Here is a 20,818-nt window from a genome sequence, read left to right on the forward strand (position 1 = left end):
TTTTAGATTGCTCGGCCACTGACCAATATCGACAAAGCACCCATTTAATTGATATTGCCCAAGCGATATCAACCATTATCAGTTAAATAATTATTTAGGAAGTTTTATGAGCTTACTGCAACAAACAATTGAACAAGCATTTGAAAATCGAGCCGAGATCACGCCGGCAACGGTTAGTGGAGAAATCAAGCAAGCGATTGTTAGCGCCTTGGACATGTTAAACGACGGAACGGCTCGCGTTGCCGAAAAAGTCGATGGTCAATGGGTGGTTAATCAGTGGTTGAAAAAAGCGGTGTTGTTGTCATTTCGCATTTGGGACAACGAAGTCATTGATGACGGCGATAAAAACGGTAAGTTTTTTGACAAAGTACCGATGAAATACAAAGACTATGACCACGCACGCTTTGCTGCTGAAGGTGTGCGAATTGTCCCTGGTGCATCGGTTCGCGCGGGGTCGTTTATCGGCAAAAACGTGGTTGTTATGCCGTCGTTTGTCAACATCGGCGCATTCGTGGATGAAGGGACCATGGTTGATACGTGGGCAACGGTAGGCAGCTGTGCACAAATAGGAAAAAACGTGCATTTGTCGGGTGGTGTCGGCATTGGCGGCGTACTAGAGCCGTTACAGGCTGGGCCAACCATTATCGAAGATAACTGTTTTATCGGTGCGCGTTCAGAAATCGTCGAAGGCGTTGTCGTTGAACAAGGCTCGGTTATTTCGATGGGCGTTTACATTGGCCAATCAACCAAAATTCTCGATCGCGAAACCGGTGAAATTCACTACGGGCGCGTCCCCGCAGGCTCTGTTGTCGTGCCGGGCAATATCCCTTCAAAATGCGGTAACTACAGCCTTTACGCCGCCGTTATCGTCAAAAAGGTCGATGCTAAAACGCTTGGTAAAACCGAACTTAACGAGCTATTGCGCAACGCTGAATAAGCGCATTAAAATCACGTGTACCGGCTTTGTTCGGCAATAAGAAAAGGGGCTAATTAGCCCCTTTTCTTTTATTTCGCGTTACAAGCGAGTCGCCTTAGTGCGTGTTGCGACGCTCACCTTTGTCTTGGCGGCTGGTGCGACGACGCGGTGCGGTTACCACTTGCTGGTCGGCAACCGAGATATCTAATTGCTTGCGGCGGATACGCACGGTACGCAACTTGTTATACGCATCTTTAGGCATGCCTTTTGGCAAATGCACAATCGAATGCTGCTCATGCAAGTCGATTTGACCGATGTATTGACTGTCTAACGCAATTTCATTGGCAATTGCACCAACGATGTCTCCTGGACGCGCGCCGTGCTCTTTGCCCACTTCAATGCGGTAAGCTTGCCAATCAACGTCTACGCGAGGACCATTGTTACGTGGACGTTCACGACGCTCTGCGCGACGTTCACCGCGATCACCGCGTTCTGCACGACGGTCATTGCGTTCACCTCGGCGTGAGCCACGTTCATCGCGATCGCCACGACGGTCGTCACGCGCACGGCGCTCACGCGGCTCTTCTTTCGGTTGCAGCGGTTGCTTCAATTGCTTTTGATACAACAACGCAGCAGCTAAGTGTTCCATGCTAAGTTCTGTTTGCTCAACCGCTTCTTGTAACACGGTCATCATTGCCGACAAGTCTTGTGAACTGGCAATAGCAACTATTTCTTGTTTTACTCGTTCAACGCGTTTCTTGCCAATTTCGGCAATGTCCGGCATGTCAAAACTATCAATGCGGCCTGATGTCGCACGCTCGTAATGACGCAGGCTATACATTTCGCGAGGGCGCACAAAAGAAATAGCGGTACCTTCGCGACCCGCACGACCGGTGCGACCGATACGGTGAACGTACGATTCAGTATCACCCGGTAAATCGTAGTTGATAACCATATCGATGCGCGGGATATCGAGACCACGAGCGACAACGTCGGTAGCAATCATTATCGAGATCTTACCATTTTTTAGCTGCTCAACCGTGCGTTCACGCTGTGCTTGGTTCATGTCACCATTTAATGCTGCACACGGGTAACCTTGACGCTCTAAAAATTCACTAACCGTGATCGTGTCATTACGGGTGCGCACGAAAATCAGCAATGCGTCATAGTCTTGTGTTTCTACAATGCGCTCAAGTGCCGTATTTTTGTTGATGCCGGTTACTTTCCAAGCCAACTGAGTGATGTTTTTCTTTGACTCTTTTTTATGAGCAATTTTCACGTGCGTTGGATTAGTTAGGAATCGATCCGCCACTTTCTTAATGGCCGGTGGCATTGTGGCAGAGAATAGCGCCATTTGCGTATCTTTTGCCAAGTGATCTAAAATCCACTCGATATCTTCTAAAAAGCCCATGTTTAACATTTCATCGGCTTCGTCTAAGGCGCAAAAACGCACATCGCCTAGCTTTAATGATTTGCGACGCAAATGGTCCATTAAACGACCGGGTGTGCCTACGACCACTTGTGCGCCTTTTTCAAGTTGCGCTAATTGTGGGCCGTAAGATTGACCGCCGTATACCGTTGCGATACGCAACCCTTTTACGTTGGCAGCAAAGGCTTCTAAAGCCTCAGCCACTTGAATAGCCAATTCGCGTGTTGGTGCTACCACCAACATTTGTGGTTTGCGCAAACGCGTATCAATTTTTGCAAGCGCAGGCAAACCAAAGGCTGCCGTTTTACCTGTACCGGTTTGTGCTTCACCTAAAACATCGTCACCGTTTAACAAAGGCACGATCGTTTTTTCTTGAATAGGTGTAGGCGCTGTAAAGCCCATGTCTTTAATTGCAGAAAGTAAAAATTCAGGCAAGCCTAGTTCGTCAAAGCTGACGACAGCATTGTTAGTATCAGTCATTAATCATCTTCTATTTGTAAGGGCAGCTCTATACAGACGAGCAAAATCGATGTTCGTCCAGGCAAATAACTGCATTTTCAATATACGTTATCCACCTGGCGACTTATGGCGATAGCAATATCTCATTGCTATATAGACATCAACGATAAGCCATTAATTTGAGTTAGGCATTCGTTGCGAAGTCGGATGGCGGAAATAACCCACGCGCAATGTAATCATTCTATCCCTGCAACGAGTTTATTTACTCTGTCAAATTAGCAAGGTGATTACAGCAGAGCGCGAATCATACCGATTTGTTAAAAATATGCAAGTAACATTATGTAATTACTCTAGGGGCTGTTGAGCTTTGTTGTATGGTTTTACCACGATTTTGAAGGTAATGGTCAAAGCGAGCTGATCACATTTAGGTGTATTATTCGTTTATTGAGCAACGCTACACCCTGTTAAAATTCGGCGTTTGTCGATTGCGTTGCTCAATTAAGTCGTCTGTTTATATGCGTTAAGATTACTCTTCGTCACTGCCGTTGATCAATTCTGACAACGCTTGCAAACGCGCCATTGACCGACCGTGAATACTCTTTTTCGGGTAGCTACCGTCGCGCTTTGCCGTACCCGCGTTTTCATCGAGTAAGATTTCTAAAGCCTGATCGACATTGTCCACCGCATAAATACTAAACATATTATTTTTGACAGCCTCAATGACATCGTCGTCCAACATTAGATTCATCATGTTAGTTTTCGGAATGATCACCCCTTGCTCACCGGTTAAGCCCTTGTCTTTACACAGGCGATAAAAACCTTCTATCTTTTCGTTCACACCGCCAATCGATTGCACACCACCGTGTTGGTTCATTGAACCGGTAATCGCAATTTCTTGCTTAATGGGCATACCGGTAATCGATGAAATCAAAGCGCACAGCTCGGCCATCGAGGCACTGTCGCCGTCGATATGACCATAGGATTGCTCAATGGCGATGTTGGCCGATATCGACAAGGGAAAACCTTGCCCGTATTTATGACCGAGATACCCGATGAGTAACAGTACGCCTTTGGAGTGAATAGATTTGCCCAGTTCCGCCTCTCGTTCGATATCCGTCACCCCTTGGGCGCCCGCGTAAACAGTCGCCGAGATACGCGCCGGCGTGCCAAATACACTATCGCCAATTTCAAGTACCGTCAGTCCATTGACTTTGCCAACGGCGGTTCCTTGCGTTGAAATTAACACCTGTTCTTCTTTAATCTCTTGTAGCCAGGTTTCACTGAGTCGACCGGAGCGTCGTTGTTTAGCGGCCAAGGCGGCTTGCACGTGTGAAGCTTGGATGCTCTCTTTGTCGTCTTTTTGCCAGATAAAAACCGCTTCGTCGAGCAAATCATTAATGTTAACGATATTGGCTGATAACCGGTTTTGGTGCTCGGCTTTGCGCAGAGAGTAACGCACTAGTAAACTGATCGCATCATCATCAACCGGCGGGTAATTGTGTTTGCTCGCATGTTGGCGAATCAATGTAGCGTACGACTTTAAATTTTCGTCGGTTTTTTCTACGTGCCGATCAAAGTCCGCCAAGACTCGAAATAACTCGGTAAATTCTTGATCGTATTCTTGTAAGGTGTAATAAATTTCTGAGTTACCAAGCAACACGACTTTGACTTTTAATGGTATTTTTTCCGGCTGTAGCGAGACACTGCCGCCAATGCTCATTTCGGCATACGGGTGCTCTATTTGCAACTCTCCGGTTTTTAAGGCCAACTTTAAGCGTTGCCAAACCATGGGTTGAGTCAGTAATTTATCCGCATCGAGTAATAGGTAACCGCCATTAGCACGGTGCATAGCGCCAGCTCGAATTAGCCGATAATTGGTATACACAGCACCTTGAATTGATGAATAATCAATGGTGCCAAATAAATTTTGAAATGTTGGGTTTTGCTCATACACCACGGGCGCGCCTTCGTTTGCACGGCGACTAACCAATAAATTTGGCATAAAGCGATCAACTAATAGCTTGCGACAGGCTTTGTCATCGCGGGTGTTTTCCGAGTTATCATCCACCAAAATGTCTAGCACCACTTCGGTAATGTGCTCTTTGACCTGGCGCAAATATTTCAGCACCCCAATGTTTGAAGCAAATTCGTGCTCGAGCTCTTTGAGAAGCGGGCGCACACTTTGTTCTGCGGTATCAAACTTCAATTTGCGCAACGCCACACTTGACTCTCGTTTCCACAACGGTAGCTCAAGCAACTTCTCACTGAGCATGGTTTCTAGCTCTTCGAGTAGCTGATAAAACGCCGTGCGAGTATGCTCGTCAAGCTTAGCAAACTCTTTATCATCAACCGGCTTACCATTGACTAAGGGCGCAAAGCTAATTTCGCCTTTTTCTTCATACAACACCACATCCTTTGAATAGGCGTAGGTTTCGAGCTCCTCGATAGCCAGGTCGTATCGCTTGTTGAATTGGCGATCGATAGCGGCTCGCTGGCGTTGGTACCCAGGGTTATCAAACACTTCGGGAAATAAGTCGAGCAAATCGTCAATTAAGGTGTTCATTTTAGCTTGCAATAACTTGCCTTCACCGGCATTTAAATAAAGCACCTGTGGACTTTGAGGATCGTCAAAGTTATTGATGTAGCACCACTCATCGGCGGTATCGTCCTGTGACGCAAACTCAGTCAACAGCTGACTAATAAGCGTTTGACGACCAGAGCCAGGCTCGCCTTTTGCAAACACATTAAACCCACATGACGCCATTGACAAACCGAAGTTAAGAGCTTCTTTGGCCCGCTCATGACCAATAAATTTCTGTTGTACCTTCGAGTCGACCTGCGACTGCTCAAATAATTTCGCGGGTAATTCGGCGGTCAGTTTGTTTGCCGGTATTTTTAACGCGTCAACGTTTGCTGTCATTTATTATCCTTAATGATTATTGCCTTTGGTCAGTGTAACCATGTGTTAATCAAAAAATCAAAGGCTAAATGGACAGCTGGTTGTGCTTGACTAATGAGTGATTAAATATTGTGCTCAAATGCTTGGCGAATAAAACGATTATGGCCACATTTGGGACAATCAGTCACCTCGGTGGCGTGGCAAATATCAATCACATGCCGACATTGCATGCACACCAGTTGACCAAAACCTATCACATCGCCAGTTTTATAGACGCCATCGTGCTCAACATCGGCAACAAACTCTGCCCATTCTATTTGCGTCTGGTCAGTTAAATTGGCCAAGTGGTGCCACATGCCCTCTTGCAAATTTGCGAGATAGGTCGAGTGCTGGGCATCGTGTTGATAACTGTGATAAAAACCAAGTAAGTCGCGCTTAAAACTATCAATGCTAAGTTGGTACTCGGTCACCGACACTTGGGCGGCGGCATCTAACAACTGCTCGGCCTTTTCGACCCATTGTTCAATGCTTTTCATTTCCGCAGGTGCCGCTTGTCCAAGCCAATCGTTCACGCGTTCAACTAAACTGTCATAATGTTGCTTTTTTTCGCTCATAATCCCCCTCAACGTTAACGCACTGTCACTGTTTAAGTATAGTCTTAAGAAAGCGTTGTGAGACGGCCCTGAAATAAGGTATTATTACCGCTATATTTTTAATTTCAGATAATGCGCCTGAACCGACCTTGACAGGTCAACGTAGCGATGCCAGTAAAACCCTTTTAGCAACGCTTTAACGCCGTGTTCTGGTGGCGCTTGATAACTATCACATTCGGAAAAGTTCTTAATGGAAGCCATTTATAATCCTCAATCTATTGAGCAAAAAATCCAACAGCGTTGGATGGAAAAGAAAACCTTTAAAGCCGAAGAAATCGAAGGCAAAGAAAAGTTTTACTGTTTGTCTATGTTTCCTTACCCCAGCGGTCGTCTGCACATGGGGCATGTTCGCAACTACACCTTGGGTGATGTTATTAGTCGTTATCAGCGTTTGCAGGGTAAAAACGTACTTCAACCTATGGGGTGGGATGCCTTTGGTCTACCGGCTGAAAATGCGGCAATCAAAAACAAAGCCGCGCCGGCAGCATGGACCTACGAAAATATTGACTACATGCGCAACCAATTAAAGTCGCTTGGTTTTGCTTACGACTGGGATCGCGAGTTTGCCACCTGTAAAAAAGAATACTACCGCTGGGAACAATGGTTTTTCACTAAACTTTATGAAAAAGGATTAGTGTACAAGAAAAATGCTACCGTCAATTGGGATCCGGTCGATCAAACCGTGTTGGCAAACGAACAAGTCATTGACGGTCGTGGCTGGCGTTCTGGCGCCCTTGTTGAGCGCAAAGAAATCCCGCAGTGGTTCATCAAAATAACCGATTATGCGGAAGAGTTGTTGAACGATTTGGATCAATTAGACGGCTGGCCAGAACAAGTAAAAACCATGCAGCGCAATTGGATTGGCCGCTCTGAAGGTGTTGAAATGACCTTTGATGTTGCCAACAGCAACGACAGCTTTGATATCTACACCACTCGCCCTGATACGGTAATGGGTGTCACCTATGTGGCACTTGCCGCACAGCATCCGCTAGTATTGCAGGCCGCAAAAGCAAATCCAGTACTTGAGCAATTTGTCGCCGAATGTAAAAACAACAAAGCCAGCGAAGCCGACATGGCAACCATGGAAAAATTAGGTGTCGATACCGGCCTTAAGGCAATCCACCCGATCACCGGTGAACACGTACCGGTTTGGGCGGCTAACTTTGTGCTTATGGACTACGGTTCTGGTGCGGTTATGTCAGTACCAGGTCACGACCAACGCGATTATGAATTTGCCAAAAAGTACGGCTTACAAATCAAGCAAGTAATCAGCGCAAGTGAAGGTGACGATATTGAGCAGGCAGCGATTGTTGAAAAAAATCGCTTGATTAATTCAGGTGAATTCGACGGTTTAGACTTCGACCAAGCATTCCAAGCGGTCGCCGACAAGCTAGCCGAATTAGGTAAAGGCAAAATCACCGTTAACTATCGCTTGCGCGATTGGGGTGTTTCTCGTCAGCGTTACTGGGGTACACCAATTCCGATGCTAACTCTTGAAAATGGCGAGTCGGTACCTGTTCCTGAAGACATGTTACCGGTTGAGCTACCCGAAGACGTGGTAATGGACGGTGTTACCTCACCGATCAAAGCAGATCTCGAGTGGGCTAAAACCACCTACCAAGGACAGCCTGCACTGCACGAAACAGATACCTTTGATACGTTTATGGAATCGTCTTGGTACTACGCTCGCTACTGTTCACCTCAACACGACCAGGCGATGCTCGATCCGAGCAAAGCCAACTACTGGCTGCCGGTTGACCAGTATATCGGTGGTATTGAGCACGCGATCTTACACTTATTGTACTCGCGCTTTTTCCACAAATTATTGCGTGATGTCGGTTTAGTCGAGTCTGACGAGCCATTCAAGAGCTTGCTGTGTCAGGGTATGGTCTTAGCAGATACCTATTACCGCGAAGAAGCAAACGGCGCGCAAACATGGATTTCGCCTACCGATGTTGACGTTGAGCGCAACGACAAAGGTCAGGTAACGTCTGCTGTTTCTAAATTAGATGGCCAGCCGGTAATTTCTGCCGGTATGAGCAAGATGAGTAAATCGAAAAACAACGGTATCGACCCGCAACAGGTTATCGACTTGTACGGCGCCGATACGGTGCGATTATTTATCATGTTTACCTCGCCACCAGAGCAGACACTAGAGTGGTCAGACTCAGGTGTTGAAGGTGCTCACCGTTTCCTCAAGCGTGTGTGGAAATTGGCACACGACTTGTTCAGCGCCGGCGAGATTAAAGCATTGTCGGATGTTGCGTTAGCATCTAATCACAAAGCGTTGCGTCGCGAAGTGCACAAAACCATCAGCAAAGTCAGTGATGATATCGGTCGCCGCAACACCTTTAATACCGCGATTGCGGCAATCATGGAGTTGATGAATACGCTGGCCAAAGCGCCACTTGAGTCGGACGCTGACAAAGCCGTAATGAAAGAAGCGGTGCAAGCCGTTGTCTTGATGCTAACGCCAATCACCCCGCATTTAGGTCACGAGCTTTGGGCTATTATCGGTGACGGCGGCGACGTTGAAGATGCATCTTGGCCAGCTGTCGATGGCTCGGCGTTGGTTGAAGACGAAAAACTGGTTATCGTGCAAGTTAACGGAAAATTACGTGCTAAAATCACTGTTGCAACCAGTGCTTCGCAAGAAGATGTTGAAAAACAAGCTTTTAACGAAGAGAATGTAAGTAAGTTTACCGATGGAAAAACGGTTCGCAAGGTCATTTACGTACCGGGCAAACTGTTAAATATTGTGGCCAATTAATGTCAATAAAAAAACGCGTAACATCCTACGTCTCGCTGACCGTAAGCGCTTTGCTTACGGTCGCGTTGCTCAGCGGTTGCGGTTTTAAACTGCGCGGTGATTATCTATTGCCAGAGCAATTACAAACCCTATATGTAAGCTCTTCTGATCCTAACGGCGAGCTCGCCCGCATCGTGCGCCAACACCTATCGATTAATGAGGTCGACGTGGTTAAAGCGCCAGCACAAAACACTCCTCAACTGCGCCTGTTAACCGACAAGCTCGATCGACGAACACTGAGTTTATTTAACAACGGACAAGTCGCTGAATACGAACTGACCTATTCCGTTGCTTATGAACTGATCGATGTTGAGCTCGATAAACGCCAACGCTTTAATTTTGCCATTACCCGCAATTATCAAGACGACCCAGATCGCGCGCTAGCTAAATCTCGAGAGCTTAACTTATTGCACAAAGAAATGCGCTTTGAAGCCGCCGATATTATTTTGCGCAACCTCGCCAGTAGCAACTTCTAACGGACTCTGTTGATGCGCATATACCACAGCCAGCTAAGCAACCAGTTACATAAAACATTGTTACCTACTTATTTAGTTTTCGGTGATGAGCCTTGGCAAAAAAATGACGCATTAGCACAGATAAAGTCAACGGCAAAAGCACAAGGCTACGATGAACTGATTCGCTTTACGGTTGAACCGTCGTTTAACTTTAGTGACATCTTGAACGAAATCAATAGCATGAGTTTGTTTTCTAGCTTGCGGATCATTGAAGTCGACATGGTAACGGCAAAAGTTGATCAAGCTAGCGCTCAAATCTTGCAACAGATTGCCGAGTTGCAAAGTCAAGGTCAAAGTGATGTTTTACTGATTTTACACGGTCAAAAGTTAGATGCGGCAACGACAAATAAAAAATGGTTTAAAAGTCTAAGTCAACACGGTTGTTACCTTCCCTTGTACGAGTTGGAGGGGAAGGGGTTAACTATTTGGCTGTCGCAACAATGTCAGCGTTTGCGGTTGAACATGAGTCAACAAGCACAGCAATTGTTAATCGATTTTTACGCCGGTAATACGCCTGCGTTGGCCCAAGAGTTAGAAAAACTGCAGTTGCTCTATGATTCACAGCACATTGACGCGCCATTACTTGAGACCCTGTTAACAAAGCAGTCTAAGTTTACCCCCTTTCAACTGACAGACGCCCTACTTGGTGGTAATTTACACCATATAATGGATATGCTCACTCAGATGAAGCACGAGGGGATTGCTGCAGGCCAACTGGTTTGGGTTATTCACAGCCAATTGGCTCAATTGGAAAAAATGCACCTTCAACATCGACAAGGACAATCGCTCGAGCAACTGTTCAAGCAGTTTAAAGTTTGGGATAAGAAAAAGCCATTGTATCAAAACGCATTGCGCTCGATCAGTTTAAGTAACGTCCAACGAGCGAAAAAGCGACTGGCGCAGGTCGATTTGATCAGTAAAACGGCGAGTGACTTTGATGCCTTTATCTTGCTCAGCGACGTCTGTGTTAGTTTGTACCAAGGTGAGACGCTTCGCGCCTTATCCCTCGACTACGAAAGCTAATAAGGCGAAGGTATCCCCCTATGGCACCACATCGCATCGGCATCTTTGGCGGCACTTTCGACCCCATTCACTTTGGACATATTACGCCTTGTAAAGATTTAGCCCAAGCGTTGGAATTAGAGCAAATTCGGCTGATGCCTGCAAACATTCCGCCACACAAGGCCAATGCACATGCCACCAGCGGCCACCGACTCGCCATGGTCAAATTGGTCTGTCAAAACGAGCCCTTGTTTGTCTGTGATAGCCGCGAACTAAACCGTCAACAAGCCTCGTACACCATTAATTCTATCGTTGAATTGGCCACTGAATACGACAATGCTCAATTGTTCTTTTTCATTGGCACTGACTCACTGTTAAATTTACATACGTGGTACCAAATCGATCGGTTATTACAGCACTGTCACTTTGTTGTTAGTACTCGTCCTGGCTATGCCCTCACAGCCATGTCCGACTCACCACTTGTACAGCGATTGACGACCGACGTTGAACAAGTGCTCGCTAGACCCGCCGGTGGCATATTGTTAGTTGATACCTGCCAGATAGATATTTCCTCAACCCAAATTCGGCAATCTATCGCACAGCAGCAAGATGTCTCGGCCTATTTACCGGACTACATCTGCAAATATATCAGAGAAAATAACCTTTATCAGTTGATTGACTCTGTAAATTAAGCGAGCTTGTCGCTAAAATAGCACAATCAATAACCGATTAAACCGTCACAACGACTTAGGTGACAGCAACGTTTTAAGTAAGGAATTAGTTTGCACACAGAACAATTAGTTGACTTTGTTAACAATGAATTAGACAACATGAAAGCTCGTGATATCGTTACCATCGATGTGCGCGATAAGGCGAGCTTTACCGACGTCATGGTGATCTGTTCAGGTAACTCTACCCGTCATGTAAAGTCAATTGTTGACAACCTTCACACCCAAATAAAGCACACCGATGTCACCCCACTAGGGTTAGAGGGCACCGATATTGGCGAATGGGCATTACTTGACTTAGGTGATGTTATCGTTCACGTTATGATTGATGAAACCCGCGATTTATATCAACTTGAAAAGCTTTGGGGCGAAGATTAAATTATGCGCATCACGCTAATTGCTGTGGGTACCAAGATGCCTAACTGGATCACCGAAGGTTTTAACCAATACGCTCGTCGCTTTGAGCGCGACGTAAGCTTCGATTTGATTGAAATCACGCCGGGTAAACGCGGTAAAAATGCCGATATAGCCAGAATTCTTGAAAAAGAAGGTGAGCAAACACTCGCTGCGGTTCCCAAAGGCGCGCGTATTGTTACTTTAGAAGTCGAAGGCAAGCCGTGGACCACACCGCAATTAGCAAAACATTTGGCCAGCTGGCAAATGGATGGCCGTGACGTGGCTCTTCTGGTCGGTGGACCAGAGGGATTGGCGCCGGCTTGTATTAAGGCTTCAGAGCAAAAGTGGTCGCTCTCACCGTTAACCCTACCTCACCCAATGGTCCGAGTTATTGTTGCTGAGAGCTTGTATCGCGCCTGGAGCATTAATAACAATCACCCCTATCACCGGGAGTAATTCGCCTTGGCAGTTAAACGGGTCACTATAAAAAATCATAGTGCAGAGGCGAACCTGTTTGCTCGTCGTACTTTGATCACCTTTATCGGCGTTTTGGTGATGATTTTGATATTGTTTAACAATGTCTACGACATGCAGATAAACAGCTATGAAAAGTATCAAACGCGCTCAAATCAAAATCGGATAAAACTGTTACCCGTTGCCCCTAATCGCGGCCTGATTTACGATCGAAATGGCGTACTGCTCGCCGAGAACCGTCCCGTTTACAGCCTGGCTATCATTCCTGAGCAGGTTGATGATATTGAGCAAACCCTTACTGATTTGGGCCAAATTATCGATATCGACGAAGAGCAAAAGCAAAACTTCATTGAATCGATGCGTTATAAACGACGCTTTAAACCTCTCGAACTGATCTCCCGATTAGACGAACAGCAAGTTGCCAAAGTCTCGGTTAATTTGCATCGCTTACCAGGGGTAATTATTGATGCACGACTAAAACGCTATTACCCGTTTGGCGAACTGACCACGCACTCGCTCGGCTACGTCGCCAAAATAAACCGCAAAGATTTACTCAATTTAGAGCAGCAAGGCAAAGCCGAAGAGTACAAAGCCACCCGCGATATTGGCAAACTCGGACTAGAGCGCTACTACGAAGATATCCTGCACGGTAAAATGGGCTATCAAGAGGTTGAAGTAAACAACCGCGGACGCATCTTGCGAACCCTCAATTACACTCCGCCTGTTTCCGGTAAAGACCTTACCTTAAGCTTAGATATTGAGCTGCAAATGATCGCCAAGCGAGCCTTAGCCGGCAAACGCGGCGCGGTTGTGGCCTTAGACCCGCGCGACGGTGGCATTTTAGCGCTGTACTCAAATCCGAGTTATGACGGTAACTTGTTTGTTCACGGAATTTCGTCAAAGGACTATAAAAATTTAAATAATCCCGATAGACCGTTGATTAATCGCGCTACCCAAGGAACCTATCCACCAGCTTCGACCATCAAACCATTTTTGGGCTTGATAGGGTTAGACGAAAACCTGATCACCTTACATTCAAAGATTTGGGATCCGGGTTGGTTCCAACTTAAAAACGGTACGCGAAAATATCGCGACCACTTAAAATGGGGCCACGGTTGGGTGACGCTTGAAGAAGCGGTTATGCGCTCATGTAACACCTATTTTTATGATTTAGCTTATAAACTTGGCGTCGATAGAATCAGTGAAAACATGGCCAAGTTTGGCTTTGGCGAAAGCACCGGTATTGACATCCACGAAGAGACCTCGGCTATACTGCCAAGTCGCGGCTGGAAACGCGCACGGGTAAATCAACCCTGGTATCACGGCGATACCATAAATATTGGTATCGGTCAGGGATATTGGACCGTTACTCCGATTCAATTAGCGCAAGCGACCAGTATTTTAGTCAACAAAGGCAAGGTGATCGAACCCCATTTTGTCGCGCAAATCCACCAAGGTGACAGTGCTGTGTATTCCGCCAGCGAGCCAACCAATATTACTCGTGCACTGACAGATAGTCCCGAGGCTCTAATAAATCGCGGCTTTAGCATAAATGAAAAACCACCGGTGGTACTCAACAATGACAAAAACTGGGACATCATTTTAGAAAGTATGCGCGCTACCGTGCGCAAACCGGCTGGCACCGGATATAACGCCTTTTTAGGTACCGACTATCGCGCTGCCGGTAAATCTGGAACCGGCGAAGTGGTTGGTCGAGCACAAGACGTCGAATACGATGCCAGTAAAATATCGGAAAACCAGCGCGACAACGCCATGTTTATTGCCTACGCACCACATGAAGCACCGGAAATTGTAGTAGCCATTGCCATTGAAAACGTCGCTGTTGGCGGTGGTGGTTCAAACGCTGGTCCGGTTGCACGACAGATCATGGACCAGTATTTTTCTAACCGAGCGTTAACTAACAATAACCAGAGTAACCGTAACTAATGATCCGCAATACAGGTAAAGACGAAACCAAAAAGAAGCCGCTTCTCACTCGGTTGCACATCGACCTGCCCTTACTACTTGGGCTGCTAACGCTTATGGGGCTGGGCTTGATGGTTATCTACAGTGCGGGGGGACAAGACACCGACTTGGTGATACGCCAATTAATTCGCTTGGGCGTTGGTTTGGTAGTCATGTTTGCCGTGGCCCAAGTACCTCCCATTGTTTACCAGCGCTGGGCCATTGTCGCCTTCATCATTGGTTTGCTGATGCTATTGGCGGTATTGCTGTTTGGTCATGTTGGCAAGGGCGCACAGCGTTGGCTCGATTTAGGCTTTATGAAATTTCAACCGTCAGAGGTATTAAAGTTAGTAGTACCTATGACCATCGCTTGGTTTATTTCGCAATACGAATTACCGTCGAAAACCAAGCATATTATCATCGCTTTCATTTTGGTTATGATGCCAACGCTAATGATTGCCAAGCAACCTGACTTAGGGACGTCATTGCTCATTGCAAGCTCGGGTATTTTCGTTCTGTTTTTGGCCGGGGCGAGTTGGCGGTTAATTGGTGTTTGTGCTGCTCTTTTGTCGGCGTTTTTGCCGGTGTTGTGGATGTTTTTGATGCGCGACTATCAAAAGCAGCGCGTGCTCACGTTTCTAAACCCAGAACAAGATCCATTGGGCTCTGGTTACCATATTATTCAGTCGAAAATTGCCATCGGCTCGGGTGGCTTTGAAGGCAAAGGTTGGTTGCAGGGCACCCAATCGCAACTGGAGTTTTTACCGGAGCGACACACCGACTTTATTTTTTCCGTATTCAGTGAAGAGTTTGGTTTAATCGGCGTAATTGCGCTACTCGCCATTTACCTTTTTATCGTCATGAGAGGCTTGTGGATTGCCTTAAATGCACAAGAAGCATTTACCAAGTTACTCGCCGGCAGTTTAACACTGACCTTTTTCGTCTATGTGTTTGTTAATATCGGTATGGTTTCTGGACTGCTTCCGGTTGTGGGGGTTCCCCTGCCGTTAGTAAGCTACGGCGGTACCTCGATGGTAACTCTGATGGCAAGCTTCGGAATTCTCATGGGGATCAGTACCCATCGTCGATTAATTTCGTCGTAAAACGGTTGTACTTATGACTACTGCGCTTTATAGTTTGATAACAAACTCTGATAACACTAACAAGAATATAGATTATGAAGCCGTATATCAGCTTTATTAGCGCAGTCTGCTTTACCCTTATCGGTTGTCAATCGTCTCAGTCATCACGCTACTCGCAACAACACGACAGCATTCCCTCTAGATTGCCAAATCAACAGGAATTAATTGAACCGCTACCGAAAGTCGTTGCTAAAAGTCGCGGTGGCAACAAAGATTATCAAGTGTTTGGTATTGACTACCAAGTCATGACATCGGCAGAGGGTTACACCGAATCGGGTATTGCCTCGTGGTATGGAGAAAAGTTTCACGGTCACTTAACCTCAAATGGCGAAGTTTACGACATGTATGGCTTTTCGGCCGCTCACAAAGCGCTGCCACTGCCCACCTACGTGCAAGTCACCAATTTGGACAATCAGCGCAAGGTTATTGTTCGAGTCAACGACCGCGGTCCGTTCCACCAAGACAGGTTAATTGATTTGTCATACAGCGCCGCTTATAAACTCGGTATGCTCGATAAAGGCACAGCCCGGGTAAAAGTTGAGGCCATTACCAAAACCAACCTAGCCAAGTTTATCGGTGATGATAACGGCGAACCTCAAGGCACTCCAGCTACGCTTATCAGCAGCGCTAAAACAACGCCGCAACTAGACAACCCCGGCGAAAAAGCACCTAGCGCCACAGCCCTGTTCAAGCCGTATATTCACGTTTTAGTCACCCGTAATAAAACACTGGCTGACAACACGGTAAAAGGTTTGTCATTTTTACTGCAAGTACCGGTTAATTTAAGTGAAAATAATGAACTTTACCGCGTACAAATAGGACCAATATCACAAGCTAAACACGCCGAACAATTACTGGCGAGCTTACACAACCAAGGCTATACCGAAGCTTATCCGTTATTTGCATTAAAATAACGAATATTTGCCTAGGTCCATAGAAAAAAACCGAAGAGGTGCAAAAATAAGCGCAAATGGTCTTAACAACAGGACTAATGTTGCTATACTATTCGTCAATTTTGCACGTCGTTCGTTCACAATAAAGTCAATAATAGTGAGCGTTTTGAATACTCTTTTCAAATATAATAAATACAGGTTTATAATGAGCAAATCAGCTAATAAAATCATTAACGTTCTGTCTGCTGTTGCTTTAACGGCAACCGCGACGTTAGCAAGCGCTAAAACCATCATCCCAGATCCACCGCAAATCAATGCTGAAGGTTTCATTCTCATTGATCACGTTACCGGTCACGTTATTGCTGAAGGCAACGCCGACATTCAACTCGAGCCGGCATCACTGACTAAAATGATGACCAGTTACATTATTGGTCGCGAAATTCAATCAGGTAATATCAGCAACGACGACAAAGTCTTGATCAGTGAAAACGCTTGGGCTAAAAACTATCCTGACTCGTCAAAAATGTTTATCGAAGTTGGCACTGAAGTTCCGGTAAGTCTACTTAACCAGGGAATTATTGTTGCCTCGGGTAATGATGCTTGTGTCGCTATGGCTGAGCATATCGCGGGCAGTGAAGGCGCATTTGCCGATATGATGAACGCCTACGCACAACAGCTCGGTATGAACGGTTCACACTTTGAAAACTCACACGGCTTAAGTGGCACTGAGCACTATACCACGCCACGTGATATGGCTACGCTGGCTAGTGCATTAATTGACGACGTGCCAGAAGAGTATGCCATCTACAAGCAGAAATCATTTACCTACAACAACATCAAGCAATACAACCGCAATAGCTTACTTTGGGATAAAAGCTTAAACGTTGACGGCTTAAAAACGGGCCACCACTCGAAAGCGGGCTACAATCTAGTCACTAGCGCAACCAAAGGCGATATGCGCTTAGTCACCGTCGTTATGGGCACTGACAGCGAGCAAGCGCGTAAAATTGAAAGTAAAAAGTTGCTCAATTACGGCTTTAGATTTTTCGAAACAATAACCCCTTACTCTGCTGGAGAAAGCTTTGCCACCAACCGCGTGTGGATGGGAGACATTGAAGAAGTCGACTTGGGCATTTTATCTGATGTGGCGATTACCATTCCTCGCGGACAACAGAAAAACCTCGAAGCCAAAGTGACCTTAGATCGCCAATTAACGGCACCGTTAGCAAAAGGCGATGTTGTTGGCACAGTTTCACTGCAACTCAACGGTGATGAAGTGGCTAATTACCCACTCGTTACTTTACAAGAAGTCAATGAAGGCAGCATTTTTTCTCGTTTACTTGACTACATTATGTTGCTATTCAAAAACTTATAACTGTTAAGGAAGCACCTCCTGGACACCGTATTTTTAAATGGCGAATGGCTCGCTAAACAGCAAGCAAAAATATCGGTACTCGACCGCGGATTTTTGTTTGCTGACGGTGTCTACGAGGTTATTCCCGCCTATCAAGGCAAGCCTTTTCGCCTGCCCCAACACCTCGTTCGCCTTTGCGATGGGTTAGCGCAAGTCGGTATTCCCTCCCCTTACACCGACAAACAATGGCAACATCTGATTGACCAACTGATCGATAAAAATGGCGGCGGTCACTTATCTATTTACATTCAAGTCACCCGAGGTTGTAACCAACAGCGCCAGCATGTTTATGACTCGGATGTGCAACCGACTGTGTTGCTTATGACGTTGCCTTTGACCACCGACCAACAAACAATTACTTGCAGTAAGGTGACCTTGCTCGCGGATTCTCGGTGGCAACATTGCGATATCAAAAGCACCGCCTTATTAGCCAATATCATGCTCAGTAATCAGGCCAGTGCCCTTGGCTTTGACGAAGCAATACTGCACCGTGACCACGTCGTTACCGAAGGGGCGAGCACCAACGTATTTATGGTTAAAGATGGGCGAATTTATACTCCTGAGAAAAGCCATCTCATCTTAGGGGGCATCACCCGTGATTTAATTATTGAACTTTGTCATCGAGCACACCTTGAAATACACCAACAACGCATCCATATAGACCAGTTGCTAACGGCCGATGAAGTGTGGATTAGCTCTTCGAGCAGAGAAATTTCCCCTGTCATACAAATTGATGATAAAATAATCGGCCATGGCGGTGTAGGCCCGATGAGTAAGTACGTATTTACTCTATTTCAGCAATTCAAACGCGACTTAATAACTAATTCGTGAGCAATTGCCACCAGATATCATTCTGGAGAAGTGAGTTTACCCACCTGCGTTTTAGTTAATTTGCCCCTGCGGCTAGGTAAAGAGATTTATATGAAAGCTAGATTCGATAAAATTATTGAATTCCCTTATGTGTTTAATTTCAAAGTAATGGGCGTTGCGGTACCTCATCTGCCGGATCTTGTTGTTGCTGTATTACAAAGCGACACACCAGGCGATTACGCTCCTACCATTAAACCAAGTAGTAAAGGTACCTATCACTCGGTATCTGTACGCGTCACTGTCCATAGCCAAGAACACATTGAAAAACTCTATAAAGAGCTATCTGCGATTGAAGAAGTAAGATACGTACTCTAAGGTGTGATTTAACCGCTTTGGATTACCTTTTGATCGGCGCCAGTTGACTGGATCTTTGCCGTTATATGGCTATAATAGCCGCCTAATTTTTAACTTTGGAATGAATGTGAGCTACCCTCTGGTTATTCGCCAACTTGGCACGGTCGACTACGAAACCGTATGGCGTGCAATGCAACAATTTACTGATCAACGGGATCAAGACGTCGTTGATGAATTGTGGCTCGTTGAACACCCTGCGGTATTTACCCAAGGCCAAGCCGGTAAAGAAGAACATTTGTTGATGCCCGGAGATATTCCGGTGGTGCAAGTGGATCGCGGTGGGCAAGTAACCTACCACGGACCCGGCCAACAAGTGATCTACTTTATGATTAACCTGCGTAAACGCAAGATGGGTGTGCGTGAGCTAGTCACATTGATCGAGCAAGGCATCATTAACACCCTTGCCCACTACAACATTGAAGCCTACGCTAAAGCCGATGCTCCAGGCGTTTATGTCGAGCAAAAAAAGATCGCATCACTTGGCCTTCGCGTGCGCAAAGGGTGCTCATTCCACGGTTTAGCCATCAACATCAATATGGATATGTCACCTTTTTTACGCATTAACCCATGCGGTTATGCTGGTTTAGAAATGACCCAAACAGTGGATCTCGGTGGTCCAGATAATGTCACCGAGGCGGGTGAAAGATTACAGTTAGAGTTGCAGCAATTACTTAATGCAAGCAATGTTGAATACAAAACAGGTTTAGATAATTTATGAGTAACACCAGCGAGCGTTTAAAAACGTCAAAACTTGCAGCGGGTACTAAGCTACGCGATGCTGACAAAATGCAACACATTCCCATTCAGGTCATTCCATCTGAACGCGAAACCATGCTGCGCAAGCCTGAATGGCTAAAAATAAAGTTACCTCGTACCAGTGAAAATATCGACAAAGTAAAAGCAGGCTTGCGCAAAGGTGGTTTGCACTCAGTATGTGAAGAAGCCTCATGCCCTAACCTAGCGGAGTGTTTCAACCACGGTACAGCGACGTTCATGATCCTCGGTGATATTTGTACTCGACGTTGTCCATTTTGTGATGTTGGCCACGGACGCCCGTTGGCACCTGACGCTGAAGAGCCGAAGAAACTGGCTATGACGTTAAAAGACATGGCGCTCAAATATGTGGTGATCACCTCGGTTGACCGAGATGACTTGCGCGATGGTGGCGCTCAGCAATTTGCTGACTGTATCCGTGAAATTGGCGAACATGCGCCGCATACGAAAGTGGAAATTTTAGTGCCAGACTTCCGTGGTCGCATGGATCGCGCGTTGGAAATTCTAAACGCAAATCCGCCACATGTGTTCAACCACAATATGGAAACAGCACCGCGCTTATACAAAAAAGCACGCCCGGGCGCAAATTATCAATGGTCTTTAGACTTGTTGAAAAAATTTGGTGAAGCGAACCCTAACGTACCAACCAAATCAGGTTTAATGGTTGGCCTAGGCGAAACCAACGAAGAAATTCTCGAGGTGATGCGCGACTTGCGAGCCCATGGTGTGACCATGCTTACCATTGGTCAATATCTACAACCGAGTAAGCACCACTTACCAGTAGAGCGTTATGTGCACCCTGACGAGTTTGAAATGTTCCGTCAAGAAGCAATGAAGATGGGCTTTGAACACGCTGCCTGTGGACCTCTTGTACGCAGCTCTTATCACGCCGACAAACAAGCGGCTGGTGAAGAAGTTAAGTAAGGCTAGGTAGCCATTTATCACAAGAGGGGCAGATATAACCGAGTATCTGCCCTTTTTTATGCCGTCTTTATGTACATCCTCGGTTAATTTCAGTCCAATACGTGACAGTAACCAAATTCACCGTCACTCAACCACGTCTTTATTTCATCGTTGGCGTACATACAGCTAATTGACCTCCTGTATATCTGTCCACATTTATTTC

General features: G+C 46.1%; 18 protein-coding genes. 15 read left to right on the top strand and 3 right to left on the bottom strand.

Going from position 1 to position 20,818, the window contains the following annotated elements:
* The first annotated feature begins 106 nt into the window (after positions 1-106).
* Entirely contained in the window at positions 107-937 is an 831-nt protein-coding gene (gene dapD / locus ACAY30_RS10050; protein ID WP_290251417.1) for a 2,3,4,5-tetrahydropyridine-2,6-dicarboxylate N-succinyltransferase, read from the top strand.
* 94 nt (positions 938-1,031) lie between these two features.
* Here dapD and ACAY30_RS10055 read toward each other — a convergent pair whose 3' ends face one another.
* The 3 genes from ACAY30_RS10055 to ACAY30_RS10065 all read right to left on the bottom strand — a co-directional run bounded on the left by ACAY30_RS10055 (position 1,032) and on the right by ACAY30_RS10065 (position 6,317).
* The gene (locus ACAY30_RS10055) at positions 1,032-2,825 is read right to left on the bottom strand and encodes a DEAD/DEAH box helicase (protein ID WP_290251418.1); all 1,794 of its coding nucleotides are present in this window, start codon (positions 2,823-2,825) and stop codon (positions 1,032-1,034) included.
* 505 nt (positions 2,826-3,330) lie between these two features.
* Positions 3,331-5,724: a Lon protease family protein gene (locus tag ACAY30_RS10060; RefSeq protein WP_290251419.1), complete on the bottom strand. Its 2,394-nt coding sequence runs from the start codon at positions 5,722-5,724 to the stop codon at positions 3,331-3,333.
* Between the two features lie 101 nt (positions 5,725-5,825).
* Positions 5,826-6,317, bottom strand: coding sequence for a hypothetical protein (locus ACAY30_RS10065; RefSeq protein ID WP_290251420.1), 492 nt, complete (start codon positions 6,315-6,317; stop codon positions 5,826-5,828).
* Positions 6,318-6,546: 229 nt separating this feature from the next.
* On the opposite strand from ACAY30_RS10065, the gene leuS reads away from it, so the two are divergent.
* From leuS to lipA, 14 genes are all read left to right on the top strand, one after another.
* A complete protein-coding gene (gene leuS, locus ACAY30_RS10070) occupies positions 6,547-9,126 on the top strand; it encodes a leucine--tRNA ligase (protein ID WP_290251421.1) in 2,580 nt (859 codons plus the stop codon).
* Positions 9,126-9,641 (top strand): LPS assembly lipoprotein LptE, encoded by a 516-nt coding sequence (gene lptE / locus ACAY30_RS10075; RefSeq protein WP_290251422.1) that lies wholly within the window; start codon positions 9,126-9,128, stop codon positions 9,639-9,641. The genes leuS and lptE overlap by 1 nt, the downstream gene beginning before the upstream one ends.
* Before the next feature lie 12 nt (positions 9,642-9,653).
* Positions 9,654-10,703, top strand: coding sequence for a DNA polymerase III subunit delta (holA, locus tag ACAY30_RS10080; protein WP_290251423.1), 1,050 nt, complete (start codon positions 9,654-9,656; stop codon positions 10,701-10,703).
* Positions 10,704-10,723: 20 nt separating this feature from the next.
* The gene (nadD, locus tag ACAY30_RS10085; RefSeq protein ID WP_290251424.1) at positions 10,724-11,374 is read left to right on the top strand and encodes a nicotinate-nucleotide adenylyltransferase; all 651 of its coding nucleotides are present in this window, start codon (positions 10,724-10,726) and stop codon (positions 11,372-11,374) included.
* Between the two features lie 90 nt (positions 11,375-11,464).
* Entirely contained in the window at positions 11,465-11,788 is a 324-nt protein-coding gene (gene rsfS, locus ACAY30_RS10090) for a ribosome silencing factor (protein ID WP_290251425.1), read from the top strand.
* 3 nt (positions 11,789-11,791) lie between these two features.
* Positions 11,792-12,262: a 23S rRNA (pseudouridine(1915)-N(3))-methyltransferase RlmH gene (rlmH, locus tag ACAY30_RS10095; protein WP_290251426.1), complete on the top strand. Its 471-nt coding sequence runs from the start codon at positions 11,792-11,794 to the stop codon at positions 12,260-12,262.
* Positions 12,263-12,268: 6 nt separating this feature from the next.
* On the top strand, positions 12,269-14,227 hold the full coding sequence (mrdA, locus tag ACAY30_RS10100; protein ID WP_290251427.1) for a penicillin-binding protein 2: 1,959 nt from the start codon (positions 12,269-12,271) through the stop codon (positions 14,225-14,227).
* A complete protein-coding gene (gene rodA, locus ACAY30_RS10105; protein ID WP_290251428.1) occupies positions 14,227-15,348 on the top strand; it encodes a rod shape-determining protein RodA in 1,122 nt (373 codons plus the stop codon). Before mrdA ends, rodA begins: the two co-directional genes overlap by 1 nt.
* Positions 15,349-15,422: 74 nt before the next feature.
* Entirely contained in the window at positions 15,423-16,301 is an 879-nt protein-coding gene (locus tag ACAY30_RS10110; RefSeq protein ID WP_290251429.1) for a septal ring lytic transglycosylase RlpA family protein, read from the top strand.
* A gap of 184 nt (positions 16,302-16,485) precedes the next feature.
* A complete protein-coding gene (locus ACAY30_RS10115) occupies positions 16,486-17,655 on the top strand; it encodes a serine hydrolase (protein WP_290251430.1) in 1,170 nt (389 codons plus the stop codon).
* 93 nt (positions 17,656-17,748) lie between these two features.
* Entirely contained in the window at positions 17,749-18,525 is a 777-nt protein-coding gene (locus ACAY30_RS10120; protein ID WP_290251431.1) for an aminotransferase class IV, read from the top strand.
* Between the two features lie 90 nt (positions 18,526-18,615).
* On the top strand, positions 18,616-18,879 hold the full coding sequence (ybeD, locus tag ACAY30_RS10125) for a DUF493 family protein YbeD (protein ID WP_290251432.1): 264 nt from the start codon (positions 18,616-18,618) through the stop codon (positions 18,877-18,879).
* Positions 18,880-18,979: 100 nt separating this feature from the next.
* Positions 18,980-19,636: a lipoyl(octanoyl) transferase LipB gene (lipB, locus tag ACAY30_RS10130; RefSeq protein WP_290251433.1), complete on the top strand. Its 657-nt coding sequence runs from the start codon at positions 18,980-18,982 to the stop codon at positions 19,634-19,636.
* The gene (gene lipA / locus ACAY30_RS10135) at positions 19,633-20,616 is read left to right on the top strand and encodes a lipoyl synthase (protein ID WP_290251434.1); all 984 of its coding nucleotides are present in this window, start codon (positions 19,633-19,635) and stop codon (positions 20,614-20,616) included. The genes lipB and lipA overlap by 4 nt, the downstream gene beginning before the upstream one ends.
* The last annotated feature ends 202 nt before the right edge of the window (positions 20,617-20,818 follow it).

Source organism: Thalassotalea ponticola (assembly GCF_041379045.1).
Taxonomy (GTDB): Bacteria; Pseudomonadota; Gammaproteobacteria; order Enterobacterales; family Alteromonadaceae; genus Thalassotalea_A; species Thalassotalea_A ponticola.